The organism is Streptomyces sp. NPDC029292 (genome assembly GCF_055569295.1).
In genome coordinates this window covers 237,400-260,044 of the sequence record NZ_JBVHXR010000017.1, presented here as the reverse complement: position 1 = coordinate 260,044, position 22,645 = coordinate 237,400, and the positions used below count along the sequence as shown (strand labels likewise).

Sequence of the window (22,645 nt, the reverse complement as noted above, 5' to 3'; positions counted from 1 at the left end):
TCTACTGCAGCGACCTTTGACGCGACCACCTTCCTGCCACCCCTCCGCCCCCACGTGCCGTGCGACGCAACCCCGCTTCGCCGCCCCGTCACACCGCCTCGGCGGTGCGACGGGGGGCTTGGAGGACTCGGCCCCCGCAGACGAGAAAGTGAGAGGACCGACGATGAATCCCGCGAGCACGGCACGAACAGCCGTCGGCACATCGCTCCTTGAGGACTTCTCCCTGGAGATGACCGGGAAGGACATCCTCAAACTGGAAGAAGCCCGCGACACCATTCCCCAGGGCACCCGCATCAATGTCACCTTCCTCGGCAACGAGGATCTGCCGATGCGCCTGGAGGCGGCCCGCGCGGTCAAGCGGCTCGGCTTCGTGCCCGTGCCGCACATATCCGCCCGGCGCCTCGGCTCGCGCGCCGACTTCGAGCAGTTCCTGGCCGGTCTGCAGGCCGACGGCACGTCCGACAACGTGTTCCTCGTCGGCGGAGACCCGGCACACCCCGAGGGCCCTTATGCGGACTCCCTGTCCCTGATCGACACAGGGCTGCTGCAGGAGTACGGCGTTCGGCATGTCGGCATCACCGGATACCCGGAAGGCCACCCGGCGATCGACGGCGCATCGCTCTGGTCCGCACTGCACGACAAGCACAAGGCGCTCACCGTCCAACCCCTGGAGGGCGGTGTCATCACGCAGTTCGGGTTCGACGTCGACCCGGTGCTCACCTGGGTGGAAGAGGTCCGCAGCCGGGGCATCGACCTCCCGATCAGGATCGGTGTGCCCGGGCCTGCCGGAGTGCGCCGGCTCATGTCGTACGGGGCCCGCTTCGGCGTCGGTACCAGCGCGTCCGTCGTCAAGAAATACGGGTTCTCGCTGACCAACCTCATGGGCACTGCGGGACCGGACCGCTTCCTGCGCGACCTCGCCGCGGCCTACGGCCCCGCCCGCCACGGCGACCTGAAGATCCACTTCTATACGTTCGGCGGGCTCAAGGCCACCTCCGACTGGGCCGCCCGCTTCCGGAAGGAAAGCCTCGCATGACCCTCACGCAAGACGCCCCGGCCCGCACAGCCACGGGCAAGTCTCCCGCCCAGCAGGCGTCGCTGATCGTGCAGGGTGCCGACGCCACGGGCATCGTCGCGACCGTGACGTCGGTCCTCAGCGGCCACGGCGCGAACATCGTCTCCCTCGACCAGTACTCGGACAACCCACAGGGCGGCGCCTTCTTCCAGCGCACCGTGTTCGGCCTGGACAGTCTCCAGGCCGCGCTGCCCGCGCTGCGGGCCGAACTCGACAAGCGCCTGGTGGAGGGGTTCGGGCTGAGCTACACGCTTCGGGACATGTCGGTGCCCAAGCGGGTCGCGATCTTCGCGTCCAAGTCCGACCACTGTCTGCTCGACCTGCTGTGGCGCCACCGGCAGGGGCAACTCCCCATCACCGTCTCCATGGTGATCTCCAATCACCCCGACGTGGCCGAGGAGGTACGCAGCTTCGGCATCCCGTTCTTCCACGTCCCCTGCCAGGGCGCGGACAAGTCCGCCGCCGAGGCGGAACACCTGCGGTTGCTGAAGGGCAACGTCGACTTCGTCGTCCTGGCCCGCTACATGCAGATCCTCTCCAGAGGCTTCATCGAGAAGGTCGGCGTCCCGATCATCAACATCCACCACTCCTTCCTGCCGGCCTTCATCGGCGCGGGGCCTTACGCCAAGGCCAAGGAACGGGGCGTGAAGCTGGTCGGCGCCACCGCCCATTACGTCACCGAGGATCTCGACGAGGGGCCGATCCTCGAGCAGGACGTCGTCCGCGTCACCCACGCCCACACCGCCGCCGACCTCACCCGCCGAGGCGCCGACGTGGAACGCGCGGTGCTCTCCCGCGCCGTGCTGTGGCACGCCGAGGACCGGGTCATCCGCGACGGCAACCACACCATCGTCTTCGCCTGACGGAGGAATGTTCTCCGGCACGCAAAACCGCCCGGTGCAGGGACAAACGGTCTTGTCGTGCGCCATCCCTGTGACCGAGCCGTCCGGCCGCGACGGCCGGTGGCCGGCCCGGTCACGGCGCCGTACAGCCGCGGTCACGCCGACCGCACGCAGCACACCCCTCTCACCCGGGCGAATCGTTCCTCACGACAAGAAAGCGGTTCGCCACCATGACCACCACGATCGACGGCACCAGGATCGCCCAGCGGATCCGCGCACAGGTCGAGGAGGTCGCAGCGGCCACGGGTTCGGGCAGAATCCCCGGCCTCGCGACCATCCTCGTCGGCGACGATCCGGCCAGTGCCGTGTACGTCGCCGCCAAACGACGTGCCATCGGAGCAGCCGGAATGCGCGACTTCCACCGCCACCTGCCTCCGCACGCCACCCAGGACGACGTGGCCTCAGTGATCGACGAGCTCGCCGCCGACCCGCACGTCTCCGGCATCCTGCTCCAACTCCCGCTGCCCCGGCAGCTGGACGCGGCCGCGCTGATCGACCGTATCCCCGTCACCAAGGACGTCGACGGCCTCACCACCGCCAGCGCCGGCCTCCTCGCCCGCGGAGAACGCGGACTGCGCCCCTGCACTCCCAGCGGAGTCATCGAACTCCTGGACGCCGAAGGCGTTCGACTCAAGAGCGCCCACGTCGCCGTGGTCGGCTGGGGCGAACTGGTCGGACGGCCGCTGACCCAGCTCCTGCTGCAGCGCGGAGCGACCGTGTCCGTCGCGCACGAATTCATTGGAGAAGCACCCGGGGCTTGTCCACCTCGCGTCCACGGTCCGAGGGCGACTGCGCGAAGGCACGGGCTGGCCCGAGCTGCTGGCTGCGACCTTCCCGCCCGGTTCCGTCACGGGTGCTCCGAAGGAGAGCGCCCTGCGGATCATCGGAGCACGAGAGACATCCCCCCGTGGTCCCTACTGCGGAGGAATCGGCTGGGTCGACGCCGACCACGCACGCGGCGAACTGGCGGTCGGCATCCGCACTTTCTGGATCGCCCGAGCCGATGGCCTTCTGAGGTTCGCCACCGGAGCCGGCATCACCTGGGGCTCGGAGCCGGAGCGGGAGTGGCAGGAAACCGAACTGAAGGCGCGCCGACTGCTGGCCATCGCGTCAGCGGACGTCTCCGGAGCCCGCTGCGATGCCTGACGGATGGCGACTGCCCGGCGAGGCGCGGCCCGCGCACTGAGGTACCCCGCGTACTCGGCTCCGGCACCCTCCGGCAACGACGGCTCGGCGTCGGGCTTCCACAGGAAACGAGTCAGAGGAACTGGAACGATCTAGTCGCGTAGGCTAGCCCCTGGCGCTTAATCGTTCTAGAGGTCGGATACCACTCTTGGTGACACCGCTCGTGGACGGGGCGCGCCCCGTCCGACGGAGAGGGAGTATGCCGATATGGGCCGTTCCGGCCGGGTGACGTTGAGCGACGTGGCCAAGGCGTCCGGCGTGTCGCGGGCGACGGTGAGCTTCGTACTGAACGACGACCCACGGCAGACGATCTCCGGCGCGACACGGGAGCGGGTCCTGGAAGCGGCCCACGACCTGGGCTACGTCCCGCACGGGATCGCCCGCGCGTTGCGCGAGGGGTCGTCGCGCATCGTCGTGCTCAACGTGGACTGGGGCATCGAGGGCAACTTCTCCCGCAGCTACATCCGGGGCCTGGACGAGGAATTGGCCCAGCACGACCACGTCCTTCTCGTCCGGCACGGGCACGCCGTGCCCGAGGCCACGCAGAAGATCCTCGACGCTATCGTGCCGCGGGCGGTGTTCAGGCTCGGCGAGGTCTACATGCAGGGCCACGGGCCCATCGAAGAGGACTGGGACAACGGGTTCGCCGCCAACGCCGCCCTGCAGATCGGCTACCTCGCCGAACGAGGGCACCTCCGGATCGCGATGGCCATGCCCGACCATGACTTCCCGCTCACCGAGGCTCGCCTCGGATTCGCCCGGGAGGCCGCCCGGCGCCTGGGGCTTCCGCCCCTGGAACGCCTCGTCGTGCCACGGCCACGGGAGGCCGGCGCGGCCGCCGTCGAGACGTTTCTGGCAGCACACCCGGACGTAACCGCTCTGGCCGCCTTCGACGACGACATCGCCCTGCGTAGCCTGACCGCCCTGCACGACCTCAGGGTGCGAGTGCCTGAGGACATGGCGGTGATGGGCTTCGACGAGACCGAATACGGCTCCCTGTCCACGCCCGCGCTCACCACCGTCCACATCGACGCCGAAGTCCTCGGACGGCTCGCCGCCCGAGGTGCCCTCGGTATCGACACGGAGGGCCTGGCCCCCGTGCCCGGCCGGATCGTGGTCCGCGCGTCGGCGTGACCACAGCGCCCTGTCGCGAATAGGCGTTTCTGACAACGCCTGGGGCTCCGGTGCTGCAATCGATGCTTGCGAGGACAGCGCCGGGTTGGGCTGCCTCCAGCTTGACTCTGTCGGGGATCTTGCAGCCGTCGAGGTCAGCCGCTGGCAGCCCGCCAGGACTTCAGCCGAGGGATCCCATGCCGGGCCAGGAAGTCCTGGAAGTCGGCCGGTGGCCGGGGCGGGATTGCTTCGCCGGTCGGCGGCAGACCGCTGAGGCGCTCGATGTTCACGGCGATGGCCGTGAAGACATGCTGCAGGTGGGCCTTCTACTGCCCCCGGTAGCGGCAGCGGCGCATGCCGTGTCCGTGAGCGAACTCGTTGACGGTGCCCTCCACTCCGGAGCGAACCGCATACCGGGACCACCCGGATTACTCGCCCGGGCGACCTACGCAGTCAAGGACGGAACCTGCTCACGGGCTACCGACGAAATTCGCTGACCTGCGGAAACGTGGCCCGCGTCGGGTGGACTTCCCGGGCTGGGCGTGAAGGGTCCCGGGTGAACTTCCATACGTCGGCGTCGTCGTGGGTGTGGGCGGTTCCCGCAGGTTCGCAGATTGGGAACCTGCGGGATGGGCCCCGGACTCCTGCCTCGGACACCAGCCGCAAACCCGATCATCTGACCGTCAGCCCCGGTGGTCCGTCCGGGCGGCAAACTGCCCCGAACGGTAGAGTCAGCGATGGCGCAGCATTGCGATCATGAAATCATCATGAACCACTCATTACATGATCAGACACGCGATGCGTACGCTCTGCGCCGCCACCCTCGTGGCCGCTCCCCTCGCCCTGACCGCAACGCCTGCACAAGCCCTGACTTCATGTACGGTCAACGGCCGTCCCGTGTCCGGTACGACCGTCAGTGGTACTGCCGGCTCCGACAACATCAGCTGCGGCGCCCTTGCCTTGGGCGATAGCGTCAACGGCTTGGGCGGGAGCGACTACATCGTCATCAACGGCATCGTTGCCGGCACCGTCGACGGCGGCGCCGGCGGCGACTTCATCACGGCCAACGCCGGTACCACGGCGAACGGCAGGATCCTCGGCGGCGCCGACGGCGACTTCATCTTCGTCGGCCCGAACGCCGGCACCGTCGACGGCGGACTCGGGTCGGACTTCTGCCGAGTCGCTTCCGGTAACCCCCCAATCAACTGCTGACCAGCAGCGGGTTCGTTGGGCCAGCCAACTGCGACGCTCAGAGTGGCCAGCTAGCGTGCCACAACACGCGGTGGCCACCGGCCCGCTGCCCCCGCTCGGCGCATTCCGTCACCTCCGGAGCCGCAATTCGTCGGTTCCCCCTCACCGGAACGGGGACGGACGGACAACGGACACCTCGACAACTCCATAGGCCTTCGAAACAGCCCCGAGCATGCCCACTGATCATGCTGCCGCACTGGGAAACACCAAGATCCCCGACGGAGTCGGGCTAGGCGGCCCTAGGCGTGCCCGTGCACGGTGTACAGATCGTCTTCTTCCTGCCCGGGCGACCGCTCCTGCGCCCTCCGTCCCGGGCCTCTCCGGCCTTGGCCGCGGTGGTGGCGTTGTATTCCAGATAGACCGGTCCACCATCCAGCCCGGGGTGCGCGGGGATCATGCGGCGGTCCCGCTGTCGGCCAGCCGCCACTCCAGTAGGCGGTCGCTCAGCCGGACCGCCTTGCGGCCGCGCTCGTGCAGCAGGCGTACGACGTCGTGCGCGAGAACGCAGTAGGCGTCCCGGAAGTACGCCACCACTTCGGCGTCGTCCGGCAACTCGGAGGTTCTCTCGGCGAGTTCCTCGACCGAAATGGAGGGCGCGCCGGAGATGTGCCCGGCCGCGTACTCCTCTACCGGGCGGACATTGAGGACGACCACCATGCCCGCCTGTGCGCGAGCCAGCAGCTCCTCTCGGCCGACCTCCTCCGCCCCGCCCGCGTCGCCGAGGTAGGCGATGCGGGCGGCCTGGGCGACCTGCCGCAGCAGCGCATACGGGCGGCGATGTCCTCCCCGGCCAGTGCGCTCGCCCTGCGCGAGCAGATCGAGGAGTTCCAGACGCTTCCGCTGGCCAGGGCCTTACCGGTGTGAGCGAAGGCGTCGTACAGCGCCGACTTGCGCGCGGAATCTCCCCTACAGGAGAAGTTCCGCTGTCAGGCGTGCGGCCACAACGCGCACGCGGACACGGTGGGCGCCCTGAACGTTCTACGGGCCGGGCTGGTCCGTCGCGAAGCCCGACCGGCATAGCGAGAAGCCACCCCGTTTACGGAGTGGAGGAGTCACCAGTTGGGCCCTTGGCCACCCAGCGTGTGCCGCTGCATCAGCCGTGAGATGTCCTTCGCAGTGACGATCCCCACCAGATGGCCCCCGTCCATGACGAGAATGCGCATGCCGGTACCCGGGCGGAGCCTGTCGAGAGCCTCACTCAGGAGGTCACTCGGAGCGGCAACCGCGCACTGAGACAGAGGAATCGCCACCTCGCGCACGCGCACGTTCTCACGGCGCGCTCCGGGTATTCCGGCAAGCGTGCGTACCTGAACGATCCCGCTGGGACGGCCTTCGAAATCGAGCAGCGGCACAGCTGAATGGTGTGACTTCACTGCCACCTCGTCGATGAACCGCTGGACGGTCAGCCAGTCGGCACCGGTCGTCACCGGACTGGACATGGCATCGGCCACCCGCACCCCCCGCAGTGCCGTGTTGATCACCGCGCGCTGCCGTTCCGCCCCGGCGACGACCGCGATGAAGAGACCGACGAAGACGAGCCACAGCCCGCCCGACACCCCGCGCAGGAAGGAGAGCCAGCCGAAGACCATCAGCAGCAGGCCCATGACCTGACCGCTTCGGGAGGCCACCCGGTCCGCACGTTCGCGGTCTCCGGTGCGCCACCACAGCAGCGCCTGCACCACCCTTCCGCCGTCGAGCGGCGCAGCGGGCAGCAGGTTGAACGCGCCCAGGGACAGGTTCACCCAGCCGAGCCACACCAGAACGGCGGCGGGCACCGCCCAGCCGGACAGCGTGTGCAGCCCGATTCCCGCTCCGAGCGCGGCGCCTCCGATGGCCAGGCTGGTGAGCGGCCCGCTGACCGCCACCCAGAAAGCCACCGCGGCGGTCTGCGGCCGCCCCATCCGGGTCATCCCGCCCAGCGCCCACAGCGTCACATCCTGTACCGCGATCTTCTTCCTGCGGGCAGTCGCGGCGTGTGCCGTCTCGTGGAGCAGCAGACTGCCCATGAGCAGCACGGCCCCTACGGCGCTGGCGAAGGTGTACACCGCATCCGAGCGCCCTGGAGTCCATGCGGGGAGGGTCTGGCGGCCCAGGCCGTACCCGAACAGGACCACCAGCAGCGGCACGCTCCAGTGCATCCGCAGCGGTACCCCGACAACCTGTCCGACACGGACCGAGCCGTTCATCGTCGTCTCCTGCCGGTTCGACGTCCGGTCCACCGGGCAGGACCTCGCGAGCTGCACTCCGTAAACCGACCAGCACGGCATCCACCTACAATTGTCGCTCTCCGAATCCCCCGCAGTCGGCCAGGGGCCCGGGCCGCTCGCTCCTCAGGTCCGTGAACCCCGGATCTAGGCTGGACCTACCGATGGCGATGTGGAGGTGCGTTATGGGGCACAGCCACCACTTCCACCTGGATCAGGGTGACCACTCGATCACCGTGAACGTCGGGCCCGGAAAGAACGGAGAGATCGAGCTCCTGGTCAACGGCAAAGTGGTCGCGTACCAGAAGGAGCACGGCCCCGGGACAAGCCTGCTGAGCGGCGAACTGCCCGACGATCCCACCCGCCCGTTCCGGGTCCGGATACGCCAGCCGCACCTCGTCCCGTCCCAGCCCAGATGCACTCTGGAGCTGGACGGCGTAGAGCAGCCCATGCCGGAAAGGCCCATGCTGTGAGCTCTCAGCTGCGCGACTGCGGGCGGGAGTACTTGCATGCCCTCGGCGTCTCGGCCGCAGCGTCAATCCGCGGCATCCGGCTGCCCGGGCCGCAGCACGGCCCTGATCTCTGAGCCCTACCAGACCCCCTCGCTCCCCAGACTGCTATTCCAGCAACAGGCAGACCAACTGGTCCAACTCCTCGGCATCCGTCGAAGTAGCCAGGACAGAGCGCACGACCTGGCGAAGCTTGACGAAGCTCTTCCGCTCATTAAGGTCCAGCTGAGCGACACGTTCGGCCTCAGCAGCACCACCACGAAGGCGTACGTCGCCCGCAGAATCATCGAGGGGAAGACCTTCCGCGACGCGCAGAGAGGCCTCAGGCGCGCCATCTGCCGTCAGATCTTCAAGATCCTCGAGCGGACCGACCGAACCAAGATCGGGAGTGTCGAGGATGCTACTCAAGCCGCTTGACACGCCAGAGCAGCCTCGGGGGGACAGCTGCCGTCGACCGGCGACTTGGCCTTCCCGTGCCACCCAGGGCCGCCTCGTCGCGGAGCCGGGGGCCGACATCCTCGTGGCCGTGCTCGCGAAGCCAGGGCTGAGCGGAGCGGACGTCGTTGTGTCGGCGGGGAGGATCGTGCCGGCCTGGCCGGGCGGGCTCGTGCCGGTTCCGTCACGTCCCCGCGGGCGGGGCGATCTCGACACGCACTCCGCAGGCCTCGAAAGCGCGGATCTGCGCGTCGGGCGCCGATGTGTCCGTGACCAGGGTCCACTCCTCCCCGAGCGTCGCCCACGCGTGGAACGGCGCACGCCCCAACTTGGCGCCGTGGGCGAGCACGTAGACCCGGTCGGCGCGGCGTGACATCAGCTCCTTGAGGCGGGTCTGGCGCAGGTCCGCCTCGCAGATGCCGCGGTCGACGCCGACGCCGTCGGCGCCGAGGAAGACCCGGTCGAAGGACATGTGCTCGAGCGCGGCCTCCGTGAGCGGGCCGACGAAGCCCTGGCTGAGCGGGCGGAGCGTGCCACCGAGGCACTCGACGTGCACGCCCTCCGCGTCCATCAGGGCGTGCAGGGCGGTCAGGCCCGTCGTCGCGATCGTCAACTCCTTTGCGCCGCGCAGCTCGTGGGCCAGCGCGCCCACCGTCGTACCGGCGTCGAGGAGCAGCGTCTCGCCCGGCTCGACCTGCCGTGCCGCCCACTGCGCGATGGCCCGCTTCTCCTCGTATGCCTCGCCCGTGCGCTGCCGCAGCGACGCCTCGGGGTGCGCGGACAGCGCCATCGCGCCGCCGTAGGTGCGTGCGAGGCGGCCCTCCGTGGTGAGACGGGCGAGGTCGCGGCGGATGGTTGAGGGGGTGACGTCGAAGAGCTGCGAGAGCTCCTCGACGCTGGCGAGGCCGGTGGTGGTGGCGAGGTGGACGATGCGGTCGCGTCGTGCCTGGGAAGTGGTCGGCGGCATCTACGGAGTCCTCTACGGTGCGGCAGTAACGACGGTGCAGGGGACGGCGGTTCAGGCGACCGGGGCGACCGGCGCCGTAGCCATCTCGGCCGCCTGGCGCAGCGCCTCGACCATGCTACCGGCCTCCGCCGTGCCCGTTCCGGCGATGTCGAAAGCGGTGCCGTGGTCGACTGAGGTGCGGATGACGGGCAGTCCCACGGTGAGGTTGACACCCGCCTCGATGCCCAGGACCTTGACCGGGCCGTGGCCCTGGTCGTGGTACATCGCCACGATCAGGTCGTAGTCGCCGCGTGAAGCGAGGAAGAAGGCGGTGTCGGCGGGGAGCGGACCCCGGGCGTCGACGCCCTCGGCGCGCAGCTTCTCCAGGGCCGGGACGATCTTCTCCTCTTCCTCGCCGTAGCCGAACAGGCCGTTCTCGCCCGCGTGCGGGTTGATGCCGCAGACGCCGATGACGGGGTTCGGGGTGCCGGCGCGGACCATCGCCTCGTGACCGCGGCGCACTGTGCGCTCGACGAGGCCCGGCTCGATGCGGTTGACGGCGTCGATCAGGCCGATGTGCGTGGTGACGTGGATGACCTTCACCTTCTCGGTGGAAAGCATCATCGAGACCTCCTCGGTCCCAGTCAGGTGGGCGAGGAGTTCGGTGTGGCCGGGGTAGATGTGGCCCGCGGCGTGCAGGGCCTCCTTGTTGAGAGGTGCGGTGCAGATGGCGTTGACCTCGCCTGCCACGGCGAGTTCGGCGGCACGCTTGATGTACGCGTACGCGGCGTCGCCCGCGACCGGCGTCAGCTTGCCCCAGGGCAGGTCTGCGGGGAGCAGGCCGAGGTCGACCACGTTGACGCGGCCGGGTGTGAACTCGGCGTCGCGCGGGTGGTCGACGGCGGCGATCTCGCAGTCGAGGCCGAGGATGCGGGCGGCCTCGCGCAGCCGCTGCGCGTCGCCGATGACGACGGGGCGGCAGCGGGTCAGGACGGCGTCGTCGAGCAGGGCCGCGACGACGACCTCGGGGCCGATGCCGGCGCCGTCGCCCATGGTGACGGCGATGAGGGGGAGGGGGGTGCTCATGAGGACAACTCCTAGGCGGGAGGCGGACAGTGACAGGTTCAGGTGGCGGCCGTGGCGGTGGCCAGGCGGGGCCGTAGCGCGACGGCGATGCGCAGCAGTGAGTCCTCGGCTCCGTAGCTGCCGGGGCGGGTGACGACGCGGCGGCCGTCGGGGGTGCGGGAGTGGACGGCGCCGTGGTGGATCTCGCCGAGCGGTTCCAACTCCCTTATGCCCAGGGCGTCCAGGGTGGTGCGGGCGGTCTCGCCGCCGGTCAGGACGAGGTCGGGGCGGCCCGGGTACGCGGCGGCGAGCGCACCCAGGGCGGTGCTGAGGGCCCGGCCCGCGCCGGGGCGCGGGCCTGCCGAACCGTCGATGGACAACACGGTCAGGGCAGGGGCGGCGGCGGTACGCGGCAGGCGGACCGTGCCCGCCGCCAAGTCGGCCGGATCCAGCGGCACATGGTGCGCGCCGAGCGCGGTGAGGTGCGCGATCTGCGCAACCGCGCCAGGCTCGGCGGTCCCCACGACGAAGAGCAGCGGGGTGCGGTCCCGGGCGGGCGCGGGCGGGGGTGCGGCGGCAGCGGGACGCAGCAGCGCGCGCCCGAGCGCGGCCGCCAGACCACCGCTGCCCAGGAGCCGGAATCCGGGGCCGAGCCGCAGCGCCGCCGCGGCCACCGCGTCCAGGTCGGCGTCGGTTTCGGCGTCCGGAGCAGGGTGCGCACCGGACGCGGCGATCCGCCGGAACTCCGCGTCCAGTGCGGCGGGTTCGGACCGTACGACATCGAGGGGGACCGTACGGACCAGCAGACCGGACAGCGCCTCGGGCAGCGAGCGGGGCGCGGACGCGCGTTCCGCGCGCCAGCCGTCCGTGCGGTGCAGCGGAACACCGTTCACGTGCACTACGCCGCCGGTCACGGTGCGCCGGGCCGCGGGCAGCGCGGGGGCGATGACGACGGCCTCGGCCCCCTCGGCGTAGGCAGCAGCCTCCGCGGCGAGGTGGCCGCGCAGCTGTGAGTCGACCTTCTTGTACAGCAGGCGAGGCGGGCCGGCCTGCGCCGCGCGCAGCGCCGTGCGCACGGCGTATGCCGCTTCGGCGGGCGGCACACGACGGGTGTCCAGGTCCACGACGAGGTCGTGCGCGGCAGCGATCTCGGCCGTGTCAGCGGCGTTGAGCGACAGACGGACCAGGCCGCCGAGCGCGCAGGCGGTCTCGGCCGCGCCGGACAGGTCGTCCGCGAGCGCGACGACGTACGGCAGTACGGGCGGCGAGACGCATGGAAGTGGGGGCGGGGGCAGGGAAGCCACGGGATCGAACCTCCTTGGGCGTGCCCGGCGGTGGGCGGCCCGGTGAGGATCATGACACAGGTTGCGTGAAATGCGCGAGACCTCTTGCGCGATTTACGCAGCCGTGCGAGCGTTCCCGTGGCGCCGACGGCTGTCACCCGCGGACCGCGTCGCCCTCGTGGACGCGACGCGTACCGGCTTACACAGCACATCGCACCGCACTTGGCCGCAGCATCGCATCGCCGGGAACCACCGCAGCGACCGCTCGAGGCCGCGTAGCCGCACGGCACCACCCGCGATGCGCACATCACGCATGAGATCGCGCACGAGCACGAAACCGCACCACCCGCACCACCCGCCTCGGAAGGAACCCGCCGTGACCGTCGGCCTTGAACTCCCGCACGTCCCCGTCCCGTTGTCCCGTCTCGTCCTCGGCACGATGACCTTCGGCGACACCGCCGACCGCACGACGGCCGCCGCGATGCTGGACGCCGCGCTCGATGCGGGCATCACCGGCGTGGACACCGCCAACGGCTACGCGGGCGGCGAGAGCGAGCGCATCCTCGCCGAGCTGCTGCCCGGCCGCCGCGACCAGGTGGTTCTCGCCACCAAGGCCGGCATCCCCCACCCCGACCAGGGCGAGCACGCGCCACTCTCCGCCGAGGGCCTGCGCGCCGCGCTCGACGGGAGCCTCAAGCGCCTGGGCACCGACCACGTCGACCTCTTCTACCTGCACCAGCCGGACCGCAGGACACCGCTCACCGAAACCCTCGCGACCGTCGCCGAGTTCGTGCAGGCGGGCAAGGTCCTCGCCCTCGGCGTCTCCAACTTCGCCGCCTGGCAGATCGCCGAGCTGAACCGCGTGGCCGACGAGGTCGGCGCACCCCGCCCGGTCGTCGCCCAGCAGCTCCACAATCTCCTCGCGCGCCGCATCGAGGAGGAATACACGGAGTACGCCGCCACCACCGGACTGCGCACGATGGTCTACAACCCGCTCGGTGGCGGCCTGCTCACCGGCCGCCACAGTTTCGAGCAGGCTCCGGACAACGGGCGCTTCGGCGACTCCAAGCTGGCCGCGATGTACCGCGAGCGGTACTGGAACGAGGATCTGTTCCGCGCCGTCACCGACCTCACCCGCATCGCCTCCGACGCGGGCCTGCCGCTGACCGACCTGGCCCTGCGCTGGCTGCTGTCGCGGCCCTCCACCGACGCGCTGCTGCTCGGCGGCTCCAAGGTCGAGCACTTGAAGGCCAACATCGCCGCCGCGTCCGCGGGCCCGCTGCCCGCGGACGTCCTGGCCGCCTGCGACGAGGTCGGCGCCCGCCTGCGCGGCCCCATGCCCGCCTACAACCGCTGACCTCCCGCCCCCACCCCCGTAACGGAGACACCCATGGCCACCGGCCGCACCTCTGCCGAGTTCACCGCCGCGCTGCGCAATCGCGAGCAGCTCATCGGCTACTGGTCGTTGCTCGACTCGCCGATCGCCGCCGAGCGCCTCGCCCGCGTCGGCTACGACTACCTGGCCTTCGACGCCCAGCACGGCCTCTTCGGCTACCAGGGCATGCTGAACAACCTCCTCGCCACCGACACCAAGGGCAGCACCGCCGTCGGCATGGTGCGCGTAGAGGCCAACGACCTCACCTACATCGGCAAGGCGCTCGACGCGGGCGCGACTGCCGTGATCGTCCCGCTGATCGACAACGCCCAGGACGCCGCCGACGCCGTCGCCGCCGTCCGCTACCCGCCGCTGGGCCGCCGCTCGTACGGCCCAATGCGCGCCCAGCTGCGCATCGGCCCGAACCCGGCCGACACGCACGAACAGACCGCCGTCCTCGCGATGATCGAGACGGCTGACGGCCTGGCCAACGTCGAGGAGATCTGCGCGACCCCCGGCCTGGACGGCGTCTACGTCGGCCCGTCCGACCTGCGCCTGGCCATCGGCGGCGCAACCTCCACCGACCCTTCCGTACAAGATGAGTTCGAGCAGGCCCTCACCCGCGTCCGCAAGGCGGCCGAGGCGGCGGGCATCGCGGCCGGCATCCACAACGCCGACGGCGCGAGCGCCGCCCGCCGCCTCGCCGAGGGCTTCACGTTCGCGACGGTCGCGGCCGACGTCGTGCACCTGCAGCAGATCGCGACGTCCCACCTGGAGGCGGCACGAGGCGGGGCGCGCTGATGCCGACCACGCTCATCACGACGCCCACCTTCGCCCGGCATTCGGTGCGCCCCTGGCAGATCCTGGAGGAGGCCGGAGCGGGTCCCCTGCGCCCCTGCGAGGACGTGGCGCTGCCCACCGCCGAACTCCTCGAGTACGCTGCCGAAGCGGACGCGTTGATCGTCGGCATGGACCCGATCACCGCCGAGGTGATGGACGCCGCACCCCGCCTCAAGGTGATCGCCAAGCACGGCGTCGGCGTCGACACCATCGACGTGGCCGCCGCCCACGCCCGCGCGATACCGGTGGTGTGCGCGCCGGGCAGCAACGCGCGCGCGGTGGCGGAGTACACCTTCGGCCTGCTGCTGTCTGCGACCCGCTCCCTGACCGCCTCGCACACCGCGGTGGCGGCGGGCGGCTGGCCCAAGCTGTTCGGCCCCGAACTGCACGGCAAGACGCTGGGCATCGTCGGCTTCGGCCGCATCGGCCGCCTGCTGGCCGGATACGCTCGCGCCTTCGGGATGGAGCTGCTCGCCCACGACCCGTACGTCTCCGAGGCCGACGTCCGCGCGCACGGCGCCGAACCCGCCGCACTCGAAGCCCTGTTGGCGCGCGCCGACGCCGTCAGCCTGCACACCCCGCCCGACCCGTCCGGCACCCCACTGCTCGACCGCGCCCGCCTTACGGCGATGAAGCCGGGCGCGATCCTGGTCAACGCCGCGCGCGGCGGCCTCGTCGACGAACACGCGCTCGCCGACCTGCTCGGCTCCGGACACCTCGGGGCCGCGGCCCTCGACGCGTTCAGCACCGAGCCGCTGCCCGCCGACCACCCGCTGCGCGAGGCTCCCCGCGCCCTCCTCACCTCGCACATGGCCGCCTGCACGCCCGAGGCCAACCAGGCCATGGGGGCGATGGTGGCCAAGGACGTCGTCCGCGTACTGGCCGGCAAGGAGCCGCACCACCAGGCGCGTTGAGACACCACGGCACAAGGCACCACGGCACGACCCCTGTCCCCATTCCGGATACCGGCGACGACGCCGGAAGATCCCCTAAGGACCTGACATGGCCACCACGACCGACGGCGCCACGGCGGCGCCGCCACCCGCGCAGACCGACCCGTACGCGCTGCGCGCCGAAGACGCCCGCCCAGCCCCCGAGACCTTCCGCGGCCGACTGCGCCAGCTCGGCCCCGGGCTCGTGCTGTCCGCTGCCGTCGTCGGCTCCGGCGAACTGATCACCACCACCTCGCTCGGCGCGAAGGCCGGGTTCGCGCTGCTCTGGCTGGTGATCATCTCGACCGCGGTCAAGGTGTGGGTGCAGATGGAGCTGGCCCGCTGGACCATCCTCAACGGCCGCCCCGCGCTCGACGGCTTCCGTGACGTCGGCCCCCGGATCGGCCGGCTGAGCTGGATCAACTGGCTCTGGATCGGCATGGACTTCGCCAAGATGTTCCAGCGCGGCGGCATCATCGGCGGCACCGCGGCGGCCTGCTCGATCCTGCTGCCGATCCACGGGGCGGCGCTGAGCACGTCGTCCCTGACCATCTGGGCCCTCATCGTCACCGGCTCCGCCATCCTCATCCTGCAGACGGGCAAGTACCACATCATCGAGCGGGTCGAGGTCGTCGGCATCACGCTCAAGACGGTCATCACCTTCGGCCTGGCACTCGCCCTGCCGTTCACCGCCTTCGGGTACGGCACCGGGCAGCTCGCCGACGGACTGAGCTTCCAGATCCCCGCAGGCACGGTCGGCATCGCACTCGCCATGTTCGGTATAACGGGCGTCGGCGCCGACGAGATGACGACGTACACGTACTGGTGCCTGGAGAAGGGCTACGCCCGCTGGACCGGCCCCGACGACGGCACCGAGCAGCGCGCCCGGCGGGCCGAGGGCTGGCTCAAGGTCATGCGGCTCGACGTGGGCGTCTCATGGATCGTGTGCACCGTCTGCACCCTGTCCTTCTACGTGATCGGCGCCTCGGTGCTCCACCCGCAGGGCCTGGTACCCGAGGGCAACGACATGATCACCACGCTGTCGCACAGCTACACCGACACGCTCGGCCCATGGGCCAAGTACCTGTTCCTGGCAGGCGCGATCTCCGTCCTCTTCTCGGTCACCGTCGCCTCGTCGGCCAGCGTCCCCCGCTTGTGGACCAACACCCTCGGTCTGCTCGGAGTGGTCAACTGGCACGACATGCGCTCGCGCACCCGCACCATCCGCATCCTCACCTGCTGCCTGCCCCCGGTGTGGATGTGCATCTTCCTGTGGGTCCAGTCCCCCGTCCTGATGGTGCAAATCGGCGGCATCGGCGGTGGCATCTTCTTGCTTGCGGTCGTGGTCGCGGTCTGGCGCCTGCGCTACACCGGCGTCCCGCCCCGCTTCCGCGCCAACCCCTGGCTGACCGCCGCCCTCGTCCTGAGCAGCGCGGCGATCCTGTTCCTCGGGGTGTACGGGGTACTCGACACGCTCGGGCTCACCCCCGGCAGCTGAATCCCGCGGCGAGATGCGCTCGTGCCCCGCCACCGCACACCGCCCGACCCGGCCTCGACTGACGGGCCCGGGTCGGGCGGTGTGCGGTGCCGCGCGGTTCGTCGGGGTCAACTACAACCACCCGGCCCCGCCAGCGCCACGGTCTTCGTCGGCGTCCCCGTAGGGAGCAGTGCATCGAGGGCGCGGCCGAACGTGTCCGTGATCGGACCGTTGGAGAGGGCCACGGGTGTGCCTTCCGAGGCCGCCAGCAGGTGTGCCAGTCCGGCTCCCACGGCAGCAGCCCACTGCGGGTTCCAGCCGCCATCTGGGTTGACGGGCGGCGCAGCCTGCCACTTCTGCCATTCCCAACTGGTCGTCCAGCCTCCACGGGCGCCACGGCGGCCCAGAGGGTTCCGGTTCCACGGCATACGTTCCCGGCTCCATGAGGACGGGGAGCAGTCTGTGGCCCCACATCTGATGGCCGTGGACGGGCAGTGCGACCTGCGCGAGCGGGCTGCCGAGGACAGCGTCGCATCCCGCACACACGAATACCGTCATCCACCCTCCATGCCTCTGACATGCGTGTTATGAGTCAAGAAGTTGGCAGAGTTTGATCTTGCTCGGGTCGGGATTCTCCATCTTTGGAGGGGCTCCTCATCGTGTCCGCGTGAGCGTGGGCAGGCGACCGGAAGTAGGTCTGGCGCGGTGTGCGGCCTCCGATCAGGGGCGGCGGCCCGCAAGGACGCAGAACTCGTTCCCCTCTGGGTCGGCAAGACAGACCCAGCTCTCATCGCCGATTTGGCCGACGTCGGCGTGTCGAGCACCTAGGTCGAGCAGGCGACGGACCTCTTCGTCTTGCTCCCTGTCGGCTGGGTTGACGTCGAGATGGAGCCTGTTCTTGACGGTCTTGCCCTCGGGCACGCGCGCGAATGTCAACGTCGGTGGCACTGGGCCGAGGTGGTTCTTGCCTTCAGGCACCATAGGGGAGCCAATTGTGACAATTCCGTCGCCTTCGTCTTGCACCTCGTAGTCAAGGACCGAGCACCAGAACCGGGCGAGACCGTTGGGATCGGCACAGTCGATCGCAAGCTCGGTGAACTTACTGGCCATGTCAGGACCTCCCAGTCGAGTAGCGGGTCCGCCAAAGGCCACACGCCAATCGCGGTGTTCGACGGCGAGATAAGCCGCGCGTGGTGTGCGTTCGTCGAGGGCCTGGTCGGGTCGCAGAGTGGTGTAGGTGTGGCGGAACAGGTCGACTTCGACGGCGAGGGCGTTGCCGTCGCCGTCGCCGTCGCCGATGGTGGCGCGGTAGAGATGTTCGTACTTCAGCGTGCCGAAGAACCGCTCGACTATGCCGTTCGTTGGTCTGTGGGCTCCTCACCGTGTGCGGACGTGACGGAACAGCGGGTCGTCGCCGGCGAACGCGTCAGCGAAGGTCACGCCACGAAAGCATGGCCCGTTGTCCGTCACGACGGCGATCGGAGCGGGTGCTTCACCGATCACGTAGTCGTCGGCGTCGACGACGTCCGTCACGCCGCGGTCGGCACGGAGGTCGTCGAGGTCGAGGACCCGTTCGGCCTCGACAACGGCCCGGCGGAGGCAACCGAGCGCATCCTGGCCGCGAGACGTCGGGGTGACGGTGGCGGCGAGGCAGTACTTGGTGGCGTAGTCGATGACTGCGCAGATCCGCCAGATCCCGCCGCGGGCGGTATCGAACTCGGAGAAGTCCATCTGCCAGACCCGCTTCCGCCGGCGTGGTCGGTCTCGGAACACCCGCTTCCGCAGCCGCGCCCACGATCTGCGGTCCGCCCGGAACGCGGTCGGCAGCAGCAGTCCGCACCGGCGGAGGGCCCGCTGAACGGTGGAGGTGGACACCTGGTGGCCGTCGGCACGCATCATCGCGGCGATCTTGCGATGCCCCCAGGCGGGCCAATCCGCTGCGTACTTCGCGGCGACTGCCTCGATCGCGTCCGCTCTCGGCGCCGGCCATGGCCCCTTCGGCGGGTCGCCGACGCGGTGGCGGGCTAGTCGCCGCCAGTAGGTTCGTTCGGGGATCCCAGCGAGTGCTGCGAACCTCGAGACCGACACGCCATGTGCCGCTCTCAGGGCCTCGAGGTCGGCGAAGGGACAGCGTCGACGAACTCCGAGCCTTTCTGCCAGATCCGCAGCTGCACCGTCGCCTCCGCGAGAGTGAGCTTCAGCTGCTCGCACTCGTGGCGCAGCCGCCGCTCGGTCTGCGACTGCCCACCATCGGGGCCGGGCAGCGAACGGTCCATCCCGGCGTTGCCCGCGTCGACGAACCGGTCCCGCCAGTTGCCCACCGTCGCCGAGGACGCCCCATGCCGACGTGCTGCCTCGGCCAGCGACAACTCGCTCTTCAACACGGCCAACACGACCTGGATCTGCTCGTGCACCGACTCCTGCCGTGACGGCTTCTGCTGTCTGCTCTCCCAGCCATCCTTCCCGGCCCCTCAACTCAGCCCCCTGCCGGAAAGTTTGACTCACTCCATGCGGATTATCTCGGTCGTGCGTTCGACGGCCAACGGTTTTATCGATCGCCACACGGTGTCGACGGGTATGTGCCGGGCGCACCGGCACATGGTGCTCATCTGCAGGCCGGCTCCGCGGCGTAGGAGCCGTCCTGGCCACCGATGCGCCGCCAGGCGTCGGCCGTGTTCTGGTGGATGCCGAGCAGTCGGCTGACCACGACGGCGGGCAGTTCGGAGGCGAGCTCCACCAGGGCGGTGTTGCGTGCCATCCGCGGTCGGATGCCGAGTGCTTGGAGCCGACTGGTCAGCCGGCTGCGGCTGAGGTGCTGGCCGGGGAAGCGACCAGGAAAGAGCCAGCGCTCCGCGGCCGTGTTCGTGGCCATCGCTTCGTCGTGAAGGGCGCGGACGTATCCGTCCAGGGGCAGGGGCATCTCGGCCGGGATCTTTCCGAGCCGGAGCACTACCGAGTTCCGGCTGATCGTCGTGGGGTTGGTGGTGAGGGCGGTGATCCAGTAGGGCTCCTGGGCGAAGAGGAGAGCGAGGGCCCAGAAGGGGCCGCTCCAGCCGGTGAACTGGCCGGCGAAGGAGCCGATCGGTACGCCGACGACGTTGGCAAGGGTCGGGCCGCCCATCATGACGCCGACAGCCCAGGTGGAGTTGCCGGGACCCGAGGCGGCGGTGGCGATGACGAATCCGACGACCAGAACGCTCCGGTGGCCAGGGCGGTGACGACGCGGGCGATGAGGACGATCGTGAAGGAGCTGCTCAGCGCGGCGACGACGTGGACGCAACCCCCACGACCAAGACCTCCACGACCTCGTCGGCGAACTGTCCACCCGCAGCGAGGAATTCCGCACCCGCTGGGGCGCCCACGACGTCCGCCACCACGGCACCGGGGTCAAACGCTTCCACCACTCAGCCGTCGGAGGGCTCACCCTCGCCTTCGAAGGCCTTGAAATGGCCGCCGAACCCGGCCTCACCCTCACCATCTGCACCGCCGAACCCGGCTCACCCTCCGAAGAAGGACTGCGCCTACTCGCCTCCTGGGCCGCCGCACAAGAAGCCGACTCCCCCACGCAACAGGCAGCCGGCTGACTGCCCACTCACGAAGTCTCCGACGGCTCCGTACTGAACACCGGTGCCTGCGAACTCGACGCTGAGCGGCACGAGAAGGCCACCAGACGGACGCGTTCCGCGGCGGCCAGGCACCTGAATTGGCGAACCGCGTGCTTCCGACCGGGCGATGTCCAGGGTCCGTGCTGGCGAGCGCGGCCGCGGCGGGGTCGAGCGGCGCCTGGTCGACCTCGGCGCCCGGCCCTCTTCCGGGCTCTCCCCGCGCGGCTGGGCCAGCACCTCGGTCACCGTCTCACGCGCGATGACCAGCCGTTCCAGGATCGCCTCGGCTTCCGCGAGCTCCGCCGTGATCCGCAAGACCTGCTCCCGCAGGCCCTCGATCCGCTCACGCGCAGCCGATTCCTTCGCTTCCAGCAGATCCAACACCGATGCCACGGGCCACCTCTGCACCGTCCAGGAGGGACACAACGCGCCATCTCTCCCTCGCTGGGCCCGAGTTCACGCCCACCCAACGATCACGTTCGGAACGACCACGGCTTCTGAGATCGATCAACCGCGCGCCATCCAAGGCAGTTCACCCAGTGGGCAAGGTCTACTAACCAGCACCGACGCGTGCGAGCCGGGCTCCCGGACGGCCAGGACATCCGCCGCTACACCCCGTCCACGGGTCAACGTCAGCCAACGGGGGCAGTGCGGATGGCAGCGATGTCGAATTGGAGGCGCACTTTCTCACTCACCATGGCGCCGCCCTCGGCCAGTCTGGTGTGGTACGTCAGGCCCCATTCAGAGCGGTCGATGGTGGTGGTGCCGTCGAAGCCGACCCGTTCATAGCCGAATGGATCGGTGACGTGTCCTATGTAGGTGAGCTCCAGAACGACGGCGCGGGTGGTGTCTTTGATGGTGAGGTCGCCGGTCATGCGGTAGACATCCGTGCCCGCGAGTTGCACGGCGGTACTGGTGAAGCGCATGCGCGGGTAGGTCGCGGCGTCCAGGAAATCGCGGCCCGCCAAGTGGGCGTCGCGTTGCTCCACACCGGTGTAGACGCTGGCGGTGGACAGCACGATCTCGGCCTGTGAGCGAGCCGGGTCTCGGCCGTCGAAGTAGAGGCGGCTTTGGTACTTGGTGAAGGCCCCGCGCACCGTGGTCACCATGGCATGTCGGACGGAAAAGCCGATCCTGCTGTGTGCAGGGTCGATTTCCCATTCCCCGGTCAGAGTCGCCAGGGTGGGATCCGGAAGGACAACAGAGGCGGAGGCCGGCTGACCTGCGGGTGGCTCGGGAGCGCTGCGGGGTGCCGGGCGGCGGAACGAGGCACCACGGTTGAACAGATTCATGTTTCATCCAGTTACTGCAGAAATCGATACTGCCGCAATTCTTCATCAAGAACTGGAGCTTTGCAGACCCGCGTCGGTAACTTACACATCACCTCCGCATGATCGATGGCCACACAATCCACACACTCGTCAAAGCGGAACAAGCTCAACCCTCGAGTTCGCCGGTCTGACCGACAACATCGGCCAGCCGCTCGACTACCAACCCCACGACTTCCGAAGGATCTTCATCACCGATGCCATCCTGAACGGTCTGCCGCCGCATATCGGGCAGGTCATCGCCGGTCACGACGACATCTCAACCACCATGCGCTACAAGGCGATCTGTCCCACGGAGGCCATCGAGGCCCACCGGGCGTTCATCGCGCGGCGCCGGGCGACACGTCCGAGCGAGGAGTACCGCAGTCCGACCGACCAGGAAAGGGACGAGTTCCTGGGCCACTTCGAGCTCCGCAAGCTCGCCCTCGGCACCTGCGGACGGGCCTTCGGAACCAGCTGCATCCACGAGCACGCATACATCCGCTGCCCGATGCTCCAGCTCGACCCAGGCGAGCGAAGGCGCCTCGTCGAGATCAAGGACAACCTCATCGACCGCATCGCTGAGGCCAAACGGGAAGGCTGGCTCGGCGACGTGAAGGGCTTTGAGACCACCCTCGAGGGCGCCAAGGGCAAGCTCGCTCAAATGGACACACAAACGGCAAGATCAAAACAGTCGATCTACCTAGAATGTCCTCATTCGGTGAGATTGCCGCACGAGCCACCTGATCCCGGCTCCGCCAGCATACTGATGGACCAAACGCTCAGTTACTGACGCCGCTGGCCAAGGACACAGAACTCGTTACCTTCGGGATCTGCCAATACAACCCACGATTGATCACCCTGGCCAATATCAACACGCTGTGCGCCGTGAGCCACCAGACGAGCCACCTCGGCGTCCTGGTCATCAGGCCTGAAGTCGAGATGCAGTCGGCTCTTAGCCTTCTTGCTCTCATCAAGCCGGACGAAGTCCAACCCCGGCAGGCGATCCGGCTCCGGGCGGATCTCGAACTCCTCATCAGAGGAGTGGACTACAACCCAACCAAGAGCCGTAGCCCACCACTGCCCCAAGGCCACCGGATCTACCGAGTGAACAATTACCTGTTCCCATTCCAAGGTCATC

The 22,645-nt window shown here is 69.4% G+C and carries 26 protein-coding genes and 4 pseudogenes; 14 read left to right on the top strand and 16 right to left on the bottom strand.

Annotated features, from left to right (window positions below):
- Positions 1-163: 163 nt before the first annotated feature.
- From ACZ4WS_RS32880 to ACZ4WS_RS32860, 5 genes and pseudogenes are all read left to right on the top strand, one after another.
- Positions 164-1,036, top strand: a complete 873-nt coding sequence (locus ACZ4WS_RS32880) for a methylenetetrahydrofolate reductase (protein WP_467986270.1) — start codon at positions 164-166, stop codon at positions 1,034-1,036.
- Entirely contained in the window at positions 1,033-1,938 is a 906-nt protein-coding gene (purU, locus tag ACZ4WS_RS32875) for a formyltetrahydrofolate deformylase (RefSeq protein WP_467986268.1), read from the top strand. Before ACZ4WS_RS32880 ends, purU begins: the two co-directional genes overlap by 4 nt.
- Positions 1,939-2,147: 209 nt before the next feature.
- Positions 2,148-2,654: pseudogene (locus tag ACZ4WS_RS32870) on the top strand (tetrahydrofolate dehydrogenase/cyclohydrolase catalytic domain-containing protein); the annotation flags it as partial.
- Positions 2,655-2,715: 61 nt separating this feature from the next.
- A pseudogene (locus ACZ4WS_RS32865) lies at positions 2,716-3,123 on the top strand (chorismate-binding protein); the annotation flags it as partial.
- A 246-nt stretch (positions 3,124-3,369) separates the two neighbouring features.
- The gene (locus ACZ4WS_RS32860; RefSeq protein WP_467986266.1) at positions 3,370-4,296 is read left to right on the top strand and encodes a LacI family DNA-binding transcriptional regulator; all 927 of its coding nucleotides are present in this window, start codon (positions 3,370-3,372) and stop codon (positions 4,294-4,296) included.
- 134 nt (positions 4,297-4,430) lie between these two features.
- On the opposite strand, the gene ACZ4WS_RS32855 is transcribed toward ACZ4WS_RS32860, so the two are convergent.
- Positions 4,431-4,565, bottom strand: coding sequence for a hypothetical protein (locus ACZ4WS_RS32855; protein WP_467986265.1), 135 nt, complete (start codon positions 4,563-4,565; stop codon positions 4,431-4,433).
- A gap of 493 nt (positions 4,566-5,058) precedes the next feature.
- Here ACZ4WS_RS32855 and ACZ4WS_RS32850 point away from each other — a divergent pair, with 493 nt between their 5' ends.
- Positions 5,059-5,487: a hypothetical protein gene (locus ACZ4WS_RS32850; protein ID WP_467986263.1), complete on the top strand. Its 429-nt coding sequence runs from the start codon at positions 5,059-5,061 to the stop codon at positions 5,485-5,487.
- 432 nt (positions 5,488-5,919) lie between these two features.
- On the opposite strand, the gene ACZ4WS_RS32845 is transcribed toward ACZ4WS_RS32850, so the two are convergent.
- Positions 5,920-6,183 carry a rhodanese-like domain-containing protein gene (locus ACZ4WS_RS32845; protein ID WP_467986261.1) on the bottom strand — a complete coding sequence of 88 codons (264 nt, stop codon included), beginning with the start codon at positions 6,181-6,183 and terminating at the stop codon, positions 5,920-5,922.
- On the opposite strand from ACZ4WS_RS32845, the gene ACZ4WS_RS32840 reads away from it, so the two are divergent.
- Complete coding sequence (locus ACZ4WS_RS32840; RefSeq protein ID WP_467986259.1) at positions 6,133-6,390, top strand: hypothetical protein; 258 nt, start codon at positions 6,133-6,135, stop codon at positions 6,388-6,390. The two genes, ACZ4WS_RS32845 and ACZ4WS_RS32840, sit on opposite strands and share 51 nt — an antisense overlap.
- Before the next feature lie 188 nt (positions 6,391-6,578).
- On the opposite strand, the gene ACZ4WS_RS32835 is transcribed toward ACZ4WS_RS32840, so the two are convergent.
- Entirely contained in the window at positions 6,579-7,712 is a 1,134-nt protein-coding gene (locus ACZ4WS_RS32835; protein WP_467986257.1) for a site-2 protease family protein, read from the bottom strand.
- A gap of 203 nt (positions 7,713-7,915) precedes the next feature.
- Here ACZ4WS_RS32835 and ACZ4WS_RS32830 point away from each other — a divergent pair, with 203 nt between their 5' ends.
- A complete protein-coding gene (locus ACZ4WS_RS32830; RefSeq protein WP_467986255.1) occupies positions 7,916-8,203 on the top strand; it encodes a hypothetical protein in 288 nt (95 codons plus the stop codon).
- A gap of 144 nt (positions 8,204-8,347) precedes the next feature.
- Here the strand turns inward: ACZ4WS_RS32830 and ACZ4WS_RS32825 are convergent, their stop codons facing one another.
- The 4 genes from ACZ4WS_RS32825 to ACZ4WS_RS32810 form a co-directional block, all read right to left on the bottom strand.
- The gene (locus ACZ4WS_RS32825) at positions 8,348-8,647 is read right to left on the bottom strand and encodes a hypothetical protein (protein WP_467986254.1); all 300 of its coding nucleotides are present in this window, start codon (positions 8,645-8,647) and stop codon (positions 8,348-8,350) included.
- Between the two features lie 211 nt (positions 8,648-8,858).
- A complete protein-coding gene (locus ACZ4WS_RS32820; RefSeq protein WP_467986252.1) occupies positions 8,859-9,641 on the bottom strand; it encodes a DeoR/GlpR family DNA-binding transcription regulator in 783 nt (260 codons plus the stop codon).
- A 51-nt stretch (positions 9,642-9,692) separates the two neighbouring features.
- Complete coding sequence (pdxA, locus tag ACZ4WS_RS32815) at positions 9,693-10,706, bottom strand: 4-hydroxythreonine-4-phosphate dehydrogenase PdxA (RefSeq protein ID WP_467986250.1); 1,014 nt, start codon at positions 10,704-10,706, stop codon at positions 9,693-9,695.
- Between the two features lie 38 nt (positions 10,707-10,744).
- Positions 10,745-11,989, bottom strand: a complete 1,245-nt coding sequence (locus tag ACZ4WS_RS32810; RefSeq protein ID WP_467986248.1) for a four-carbon acid sugar kinase family protein — start codon at positions 11,987-11,989, stop codon at positions 10,745-10,747.
- A gap of 355 nt (positions 11,990-12,344) precedes the next feature.
- On the opposite strand from ACZ4WS_RS32810, the gene ACZ4WS_RS32805 reads away from it, so the two are divergent.
- The 4 genes from ACZ4WS_RS32805 to ACZ4WS_RS32790 all read left to right on the top strand — a co-directional run bounded on the left by ACZ4WS_RS32805 (position 12,345) and on the right by ACZ4WS_RS32790 (position 16,613).
- Positions 12,345-13,325 carry an aldo/keto reductase gene (locus tag ACZ4WS_RS32805; RefSeq protein WP_467986246.1) on the top strand — a complete coding sequence of 327 codons (981 nt, stop codon included), beginning with the start codon at positions 12,345-12,347 and terminating at the stop codon, positions 13,323-13,325.
- A gap of 33 nt (positions 13,326-13,358) precedes the next feature.
- Positions 13,359-14,144: an HpcH/HpaI aldolase family protein gene (locus tag ACZ4WS_RS32800; protein ID WP_467986244.1), complete on the top strand. Its 786-nt coding sequence runs from the start codon at positions 13,359-13,361 to the stop codon at positions 14,142-14,144.
- Entirely contained in the window at positions 14,144-15,097 is a 954-nt protein-coding gene (locus tag ACZ4WS_RS32795; protein ID WP_467986242.1) for a phosphoglycerate dehydrogenase, read from the top strand. The genes ACZ4WS_RS32800 and ACZ4WS_RS32795 overlap by 1 nt, the downstream gene beginning before the upstream one ends.
- An 88-nt stretch (positions 15,098-15,185) precedes the next feature.
- On the top strand, positions 15,186-16,613 hold the full coding sequence (locus tag ACZ4WS_RS32790; protein ID WP_467986240.1) for an Nramp family divalent metal transporter: 1,428 nt from the start codon (positions 15,186-15,188) through the stop codon (positions 16,611-16,613).
- Between the two features lie 107 nt (positions 16,614-16,720).
- On the opposite strand, the gene ACZ4WS_RS32785 is transcribed toward ACZ4WS_RS32790, so the two are convergent.
- The 6 genes and pseudogenes from ACZ4WS_RS32785 to ACZ4WS_RS32760 all read right to left on the bottom strand — a co-directional run bounded on the left by ACZ4WS_RS32785 (position 16,721) and on the right by ACZ4WS_RS32760 (position 19,716).
- Complete coding sequence (locus ACZ4WS_RS32785; protein WP_467986239.1) at positions 16,721-17,020, bottom strand: hypothetical protein; 300 nt, start codon at positions 17,018-17,020, stop codon at positions 16,721-16,723.
- A gap of 292 nt (positions 17,021-17,312) precedes the next feature.
- Positions 17,313-17,702 (bottom strand): VOC family protein, encoded by a 390-nt coding sequence (locus ACZ4WS_RS32780; protein ID WP_467986237.1) that lies wholly within the window; start codon positions 17,700-17,702, stop codon positions 17,313-17,315.
- Between the two features lie 93 nt (positions 17,703-17,795).
- Positions 17,796-17,945 (bottom strand): annotated as a pseudogene (locus ACZ4WS_RS32775) (hypothetical protein); the annotation flags it as partial.
- Between the two features lie 24 nt (positions 17,946-17,969).
- Positions 17,970-18,491, bottom strand: a complete 522-nt coding sequence (locus ACZ4WS_RS32770) for a hypothetical protein (RefSeq protein WP_467986235.1) — start codon at positions 18,489-18,491, stop codon at positions 17,970-17,972.
- A 203-nt stretch (positions 18,492-18,694) separates the two neighbouring features.
- Positions 18,695-19,006: a helix-turn-helix domain-containing protein gene (locus tag ACZ4WS_RS32765; RefSeq protein WP_467986233.1), complete on the bottom strand. Its 312-nt coding sequence runs from the start codon at positions 19,004-19,006 to the stop codon at positions 18,695-18,697.
- Between the two features lie 191 nt (positions 19,007-19,197).
- Positions 19,198-19,716 (bottom strand): hypothetical protein, encoded by a 519-nt coding sequence (locus ACZ4WS_RS32760; protein ID WP_467986232.1) that lies wholly within the window; start codon positions 19,714-19,716, stop codon positions 19,198-19,200.
- Positions 19,717-19,852: 136 nt separating this feature from the next.
- Between ACZ4WS_RS32760 and ACZ4WS_RS32755 the strand changes: the two are divergent.
- Positions 19,853-20,176: pseudogene (locus tag ACZ4WS_RS32755) on the top strand (MmyB family transcriptional regulator); the annotation flags it as partial.
- On the opposite strand, the gene ACZ4WS_RS32750 reads toward ACZ4WS_RS32755, so the two are convergent.
- Together ACZ4WS_RS32750 and ACZ4WS_RS32745 are read right to left on the bottom strand one after the other, a co-directional pair.
- The gene (locus ACZ4WS_RS32750) at positions 20,114-20,590 is read right to left on the bottom strand and encodes a hypothetical protein (RefSeq protein ID WP_467986230.1); all 477 of its coding nucleotides are present in this window, start codon (positions 20,588-20,590) and stop codon (positions 20,114-20,116) included. The pseudogene ACZ4WS_RS32755 and the gene ACZ4WS_RS32750 sit on opposite strands and share 63 nt — an antisense overlap.
- A 239-nt stretch (positions 20,591-20,829) precedes the next feature.
- Positions 20,830-21,489, bottom strand: a complete 660-nt coding sequence (locus ACZ4WS_RS32745) for a YceI family protein (RefSeq protein WP_467986228.1) — start codon at positions 21,487-21,489, stop codon at positions 20,830-20,832.
- On the opposite strand from ACZ4WS_RS32745, the gene ACZ4WS_RS32740 reads away from it, so the two are divergent.
- Entirely contained in the window at positions 21,476-22,297 is an 822-nt protein-coding gene (locus ACZ4WS_RS32740; protein WP_467986226.1) for a site-specific integrase, read from the top strand. The genes ACZ4WS_RS32745 and ACZ4WS_RS32740 overlap by 14 nt on opposite strands.
- On the opposite strand, the gene ACZ4WS_RS32735 is transcribed toward ACZ4WS_RS32740, so the two are convergent.
- A complete protein-coding gene (locus tag ACZ4WS_RS32735; protein WP_385424196.1) occupies positions 22,291-22,644 on the bottom strand; it encodes a VOC family protein in 354 nt (117 codons plus the stop codon). The genes ACZ4WS_RS32740 and ACZ4WS_RS32735 overlap by 7 nt on opposite strands.
- Position 22,645: the final 1 nt, after the last annotated feature.

Excerpts from the sequence above, each read along its gene's own strand:
- ACZ4WS_RS32880 (WP_467986270.1), top strand. The coding sequence starts at position 164 with ATGAATCCCGCGAGCACGGCACGAACAGCCGTCGGCACATCGCTCCTT.
- purU (WP_467986268.1), top strand. The coding sequence starts at position 1,033 with ATGACCCTCACGCAAGACGCCCCGGCCCGCACAGCCACGGGCAAGTCT.
- ACZ4WS_RS32860 (WP_467986266.1), top strand. The coding sequence starts at position 3,370 with ATGGGCCGTTCCGGCCGGGTGACGTTGAGCGACGTGGCCAAGGCGTCC.
- ACZ4WS_RS32850 (WP_467986263.1), top strand. The coding sequence starts at position 5,059 with ATGATCAGACACGCGATGCGTACGCTCTGCGCCGCCACCCTCGTGGCC.
- ACZ4WS_RS32845 (WP_467986261.1), bottom strand. The coding sequence starts at position 6,183 with ATGGTGGTCGTCCTCAATGTCCGCCCGGTAGAGGAGTACGCGGCCGGG.
- ACZ4WS_RS32835 (WP_467986257.1), bottom strand. The coding sequence starts at position 7,712 with ATGAACGGCTCGGTCCGTGTCGGACAGGTTGTCGGGGTACCGCTGCGG.
- ACZ4WS_RS32830 (WP_467986255.1), top strand. The coding sequence starts at position 7,916 with ATGGGGCACAGCCACCACTTCCACCTGGATCAGGGTGACCACTCGATC.
- ACZ4WS_RS32820 (WP_467986252.1), bottom strand. The coding sequence starts at position 9,641 with ATGCCGCCGACCACTTCCCAGGCACGACGCGACCGCATCGTCCACCTC.
- pdxA (WP_467986250.1), bottom strand. The coding sequence starts at position 10,706 with ATGAGCACCCCCCTCCCCCTCATCGCCGTCACCATGGGCGACGGCGCC.
- ACZ4WS_RS32800 (WP_467986244.1), top strand. The coding sequence starts at position 13,359 with ATGGCCACCGGCCGCACCTCTGCCGAGTTCACCGCCGCGCTGCGCAAT.
- ACZ4WS_RS32795 (WP_467986242.1), top strand. The coding sequence starts at position 14,144 with ATGCCGACCACGCTCATCACGACGCCCACCTTCGCCCGGCATTCGGTG.
- ACZ4WS_RS32790 (WP_467986240.1), top strand. The coding sequence starts at position 15,186 with ATGGCCACCACGACCGACGGCGCCACGGCGGCGCCGCCACCCGCGCAG.
- ACZ4WS_RS32785 (WP_467986239.1), bottom strand. The coding sequence starts at position 17,020 with ATGCCGTGGAACCGGAACCCTCTGGGCCGCCGTGGCGCCCGTGGAGGC.
- ACZ4WS_RS32780 (WP_467986237.1), bottom strand. The coding sequence starts at position 17,702 with ATGGCCAGTAAGTTCACCGAGCTTGCGATCGACTGTGCCGATCCCAAC.
- ACZ4WS_RS32770 (WP_467986235.1), bottom strand. The coding sequence starts at position 18,491 with ATGATGCGTGCCGACGGCCACCAGGTGTCCACCTCCACCGTTCAGCGG.
- ACZ4WS_RS32760 (WP_467986232.1), bottom strand. The coding sequence starts at position 19,716 with ATGATGGGCGGCCCGACCCTTGCCAACGTCGTCGGCGTACCGATCGGC.
- ACZ4WS_RS32745 (WP_467986228.1), bottom strand. The coding sequence starts at position 21,489 with ATGAATCTGTTCAACCGTGGTGCCTCGTTCCGCCGCCCGGCACCCCGC.
- ACZ4WS_RS32735 (WP_385424196.1), bottom strand. The coding sequence starts at position 22,644 with ATGACCTTGGAATGGGAACAGGTAATTGTTCACTCGGTAGATCCGGTG.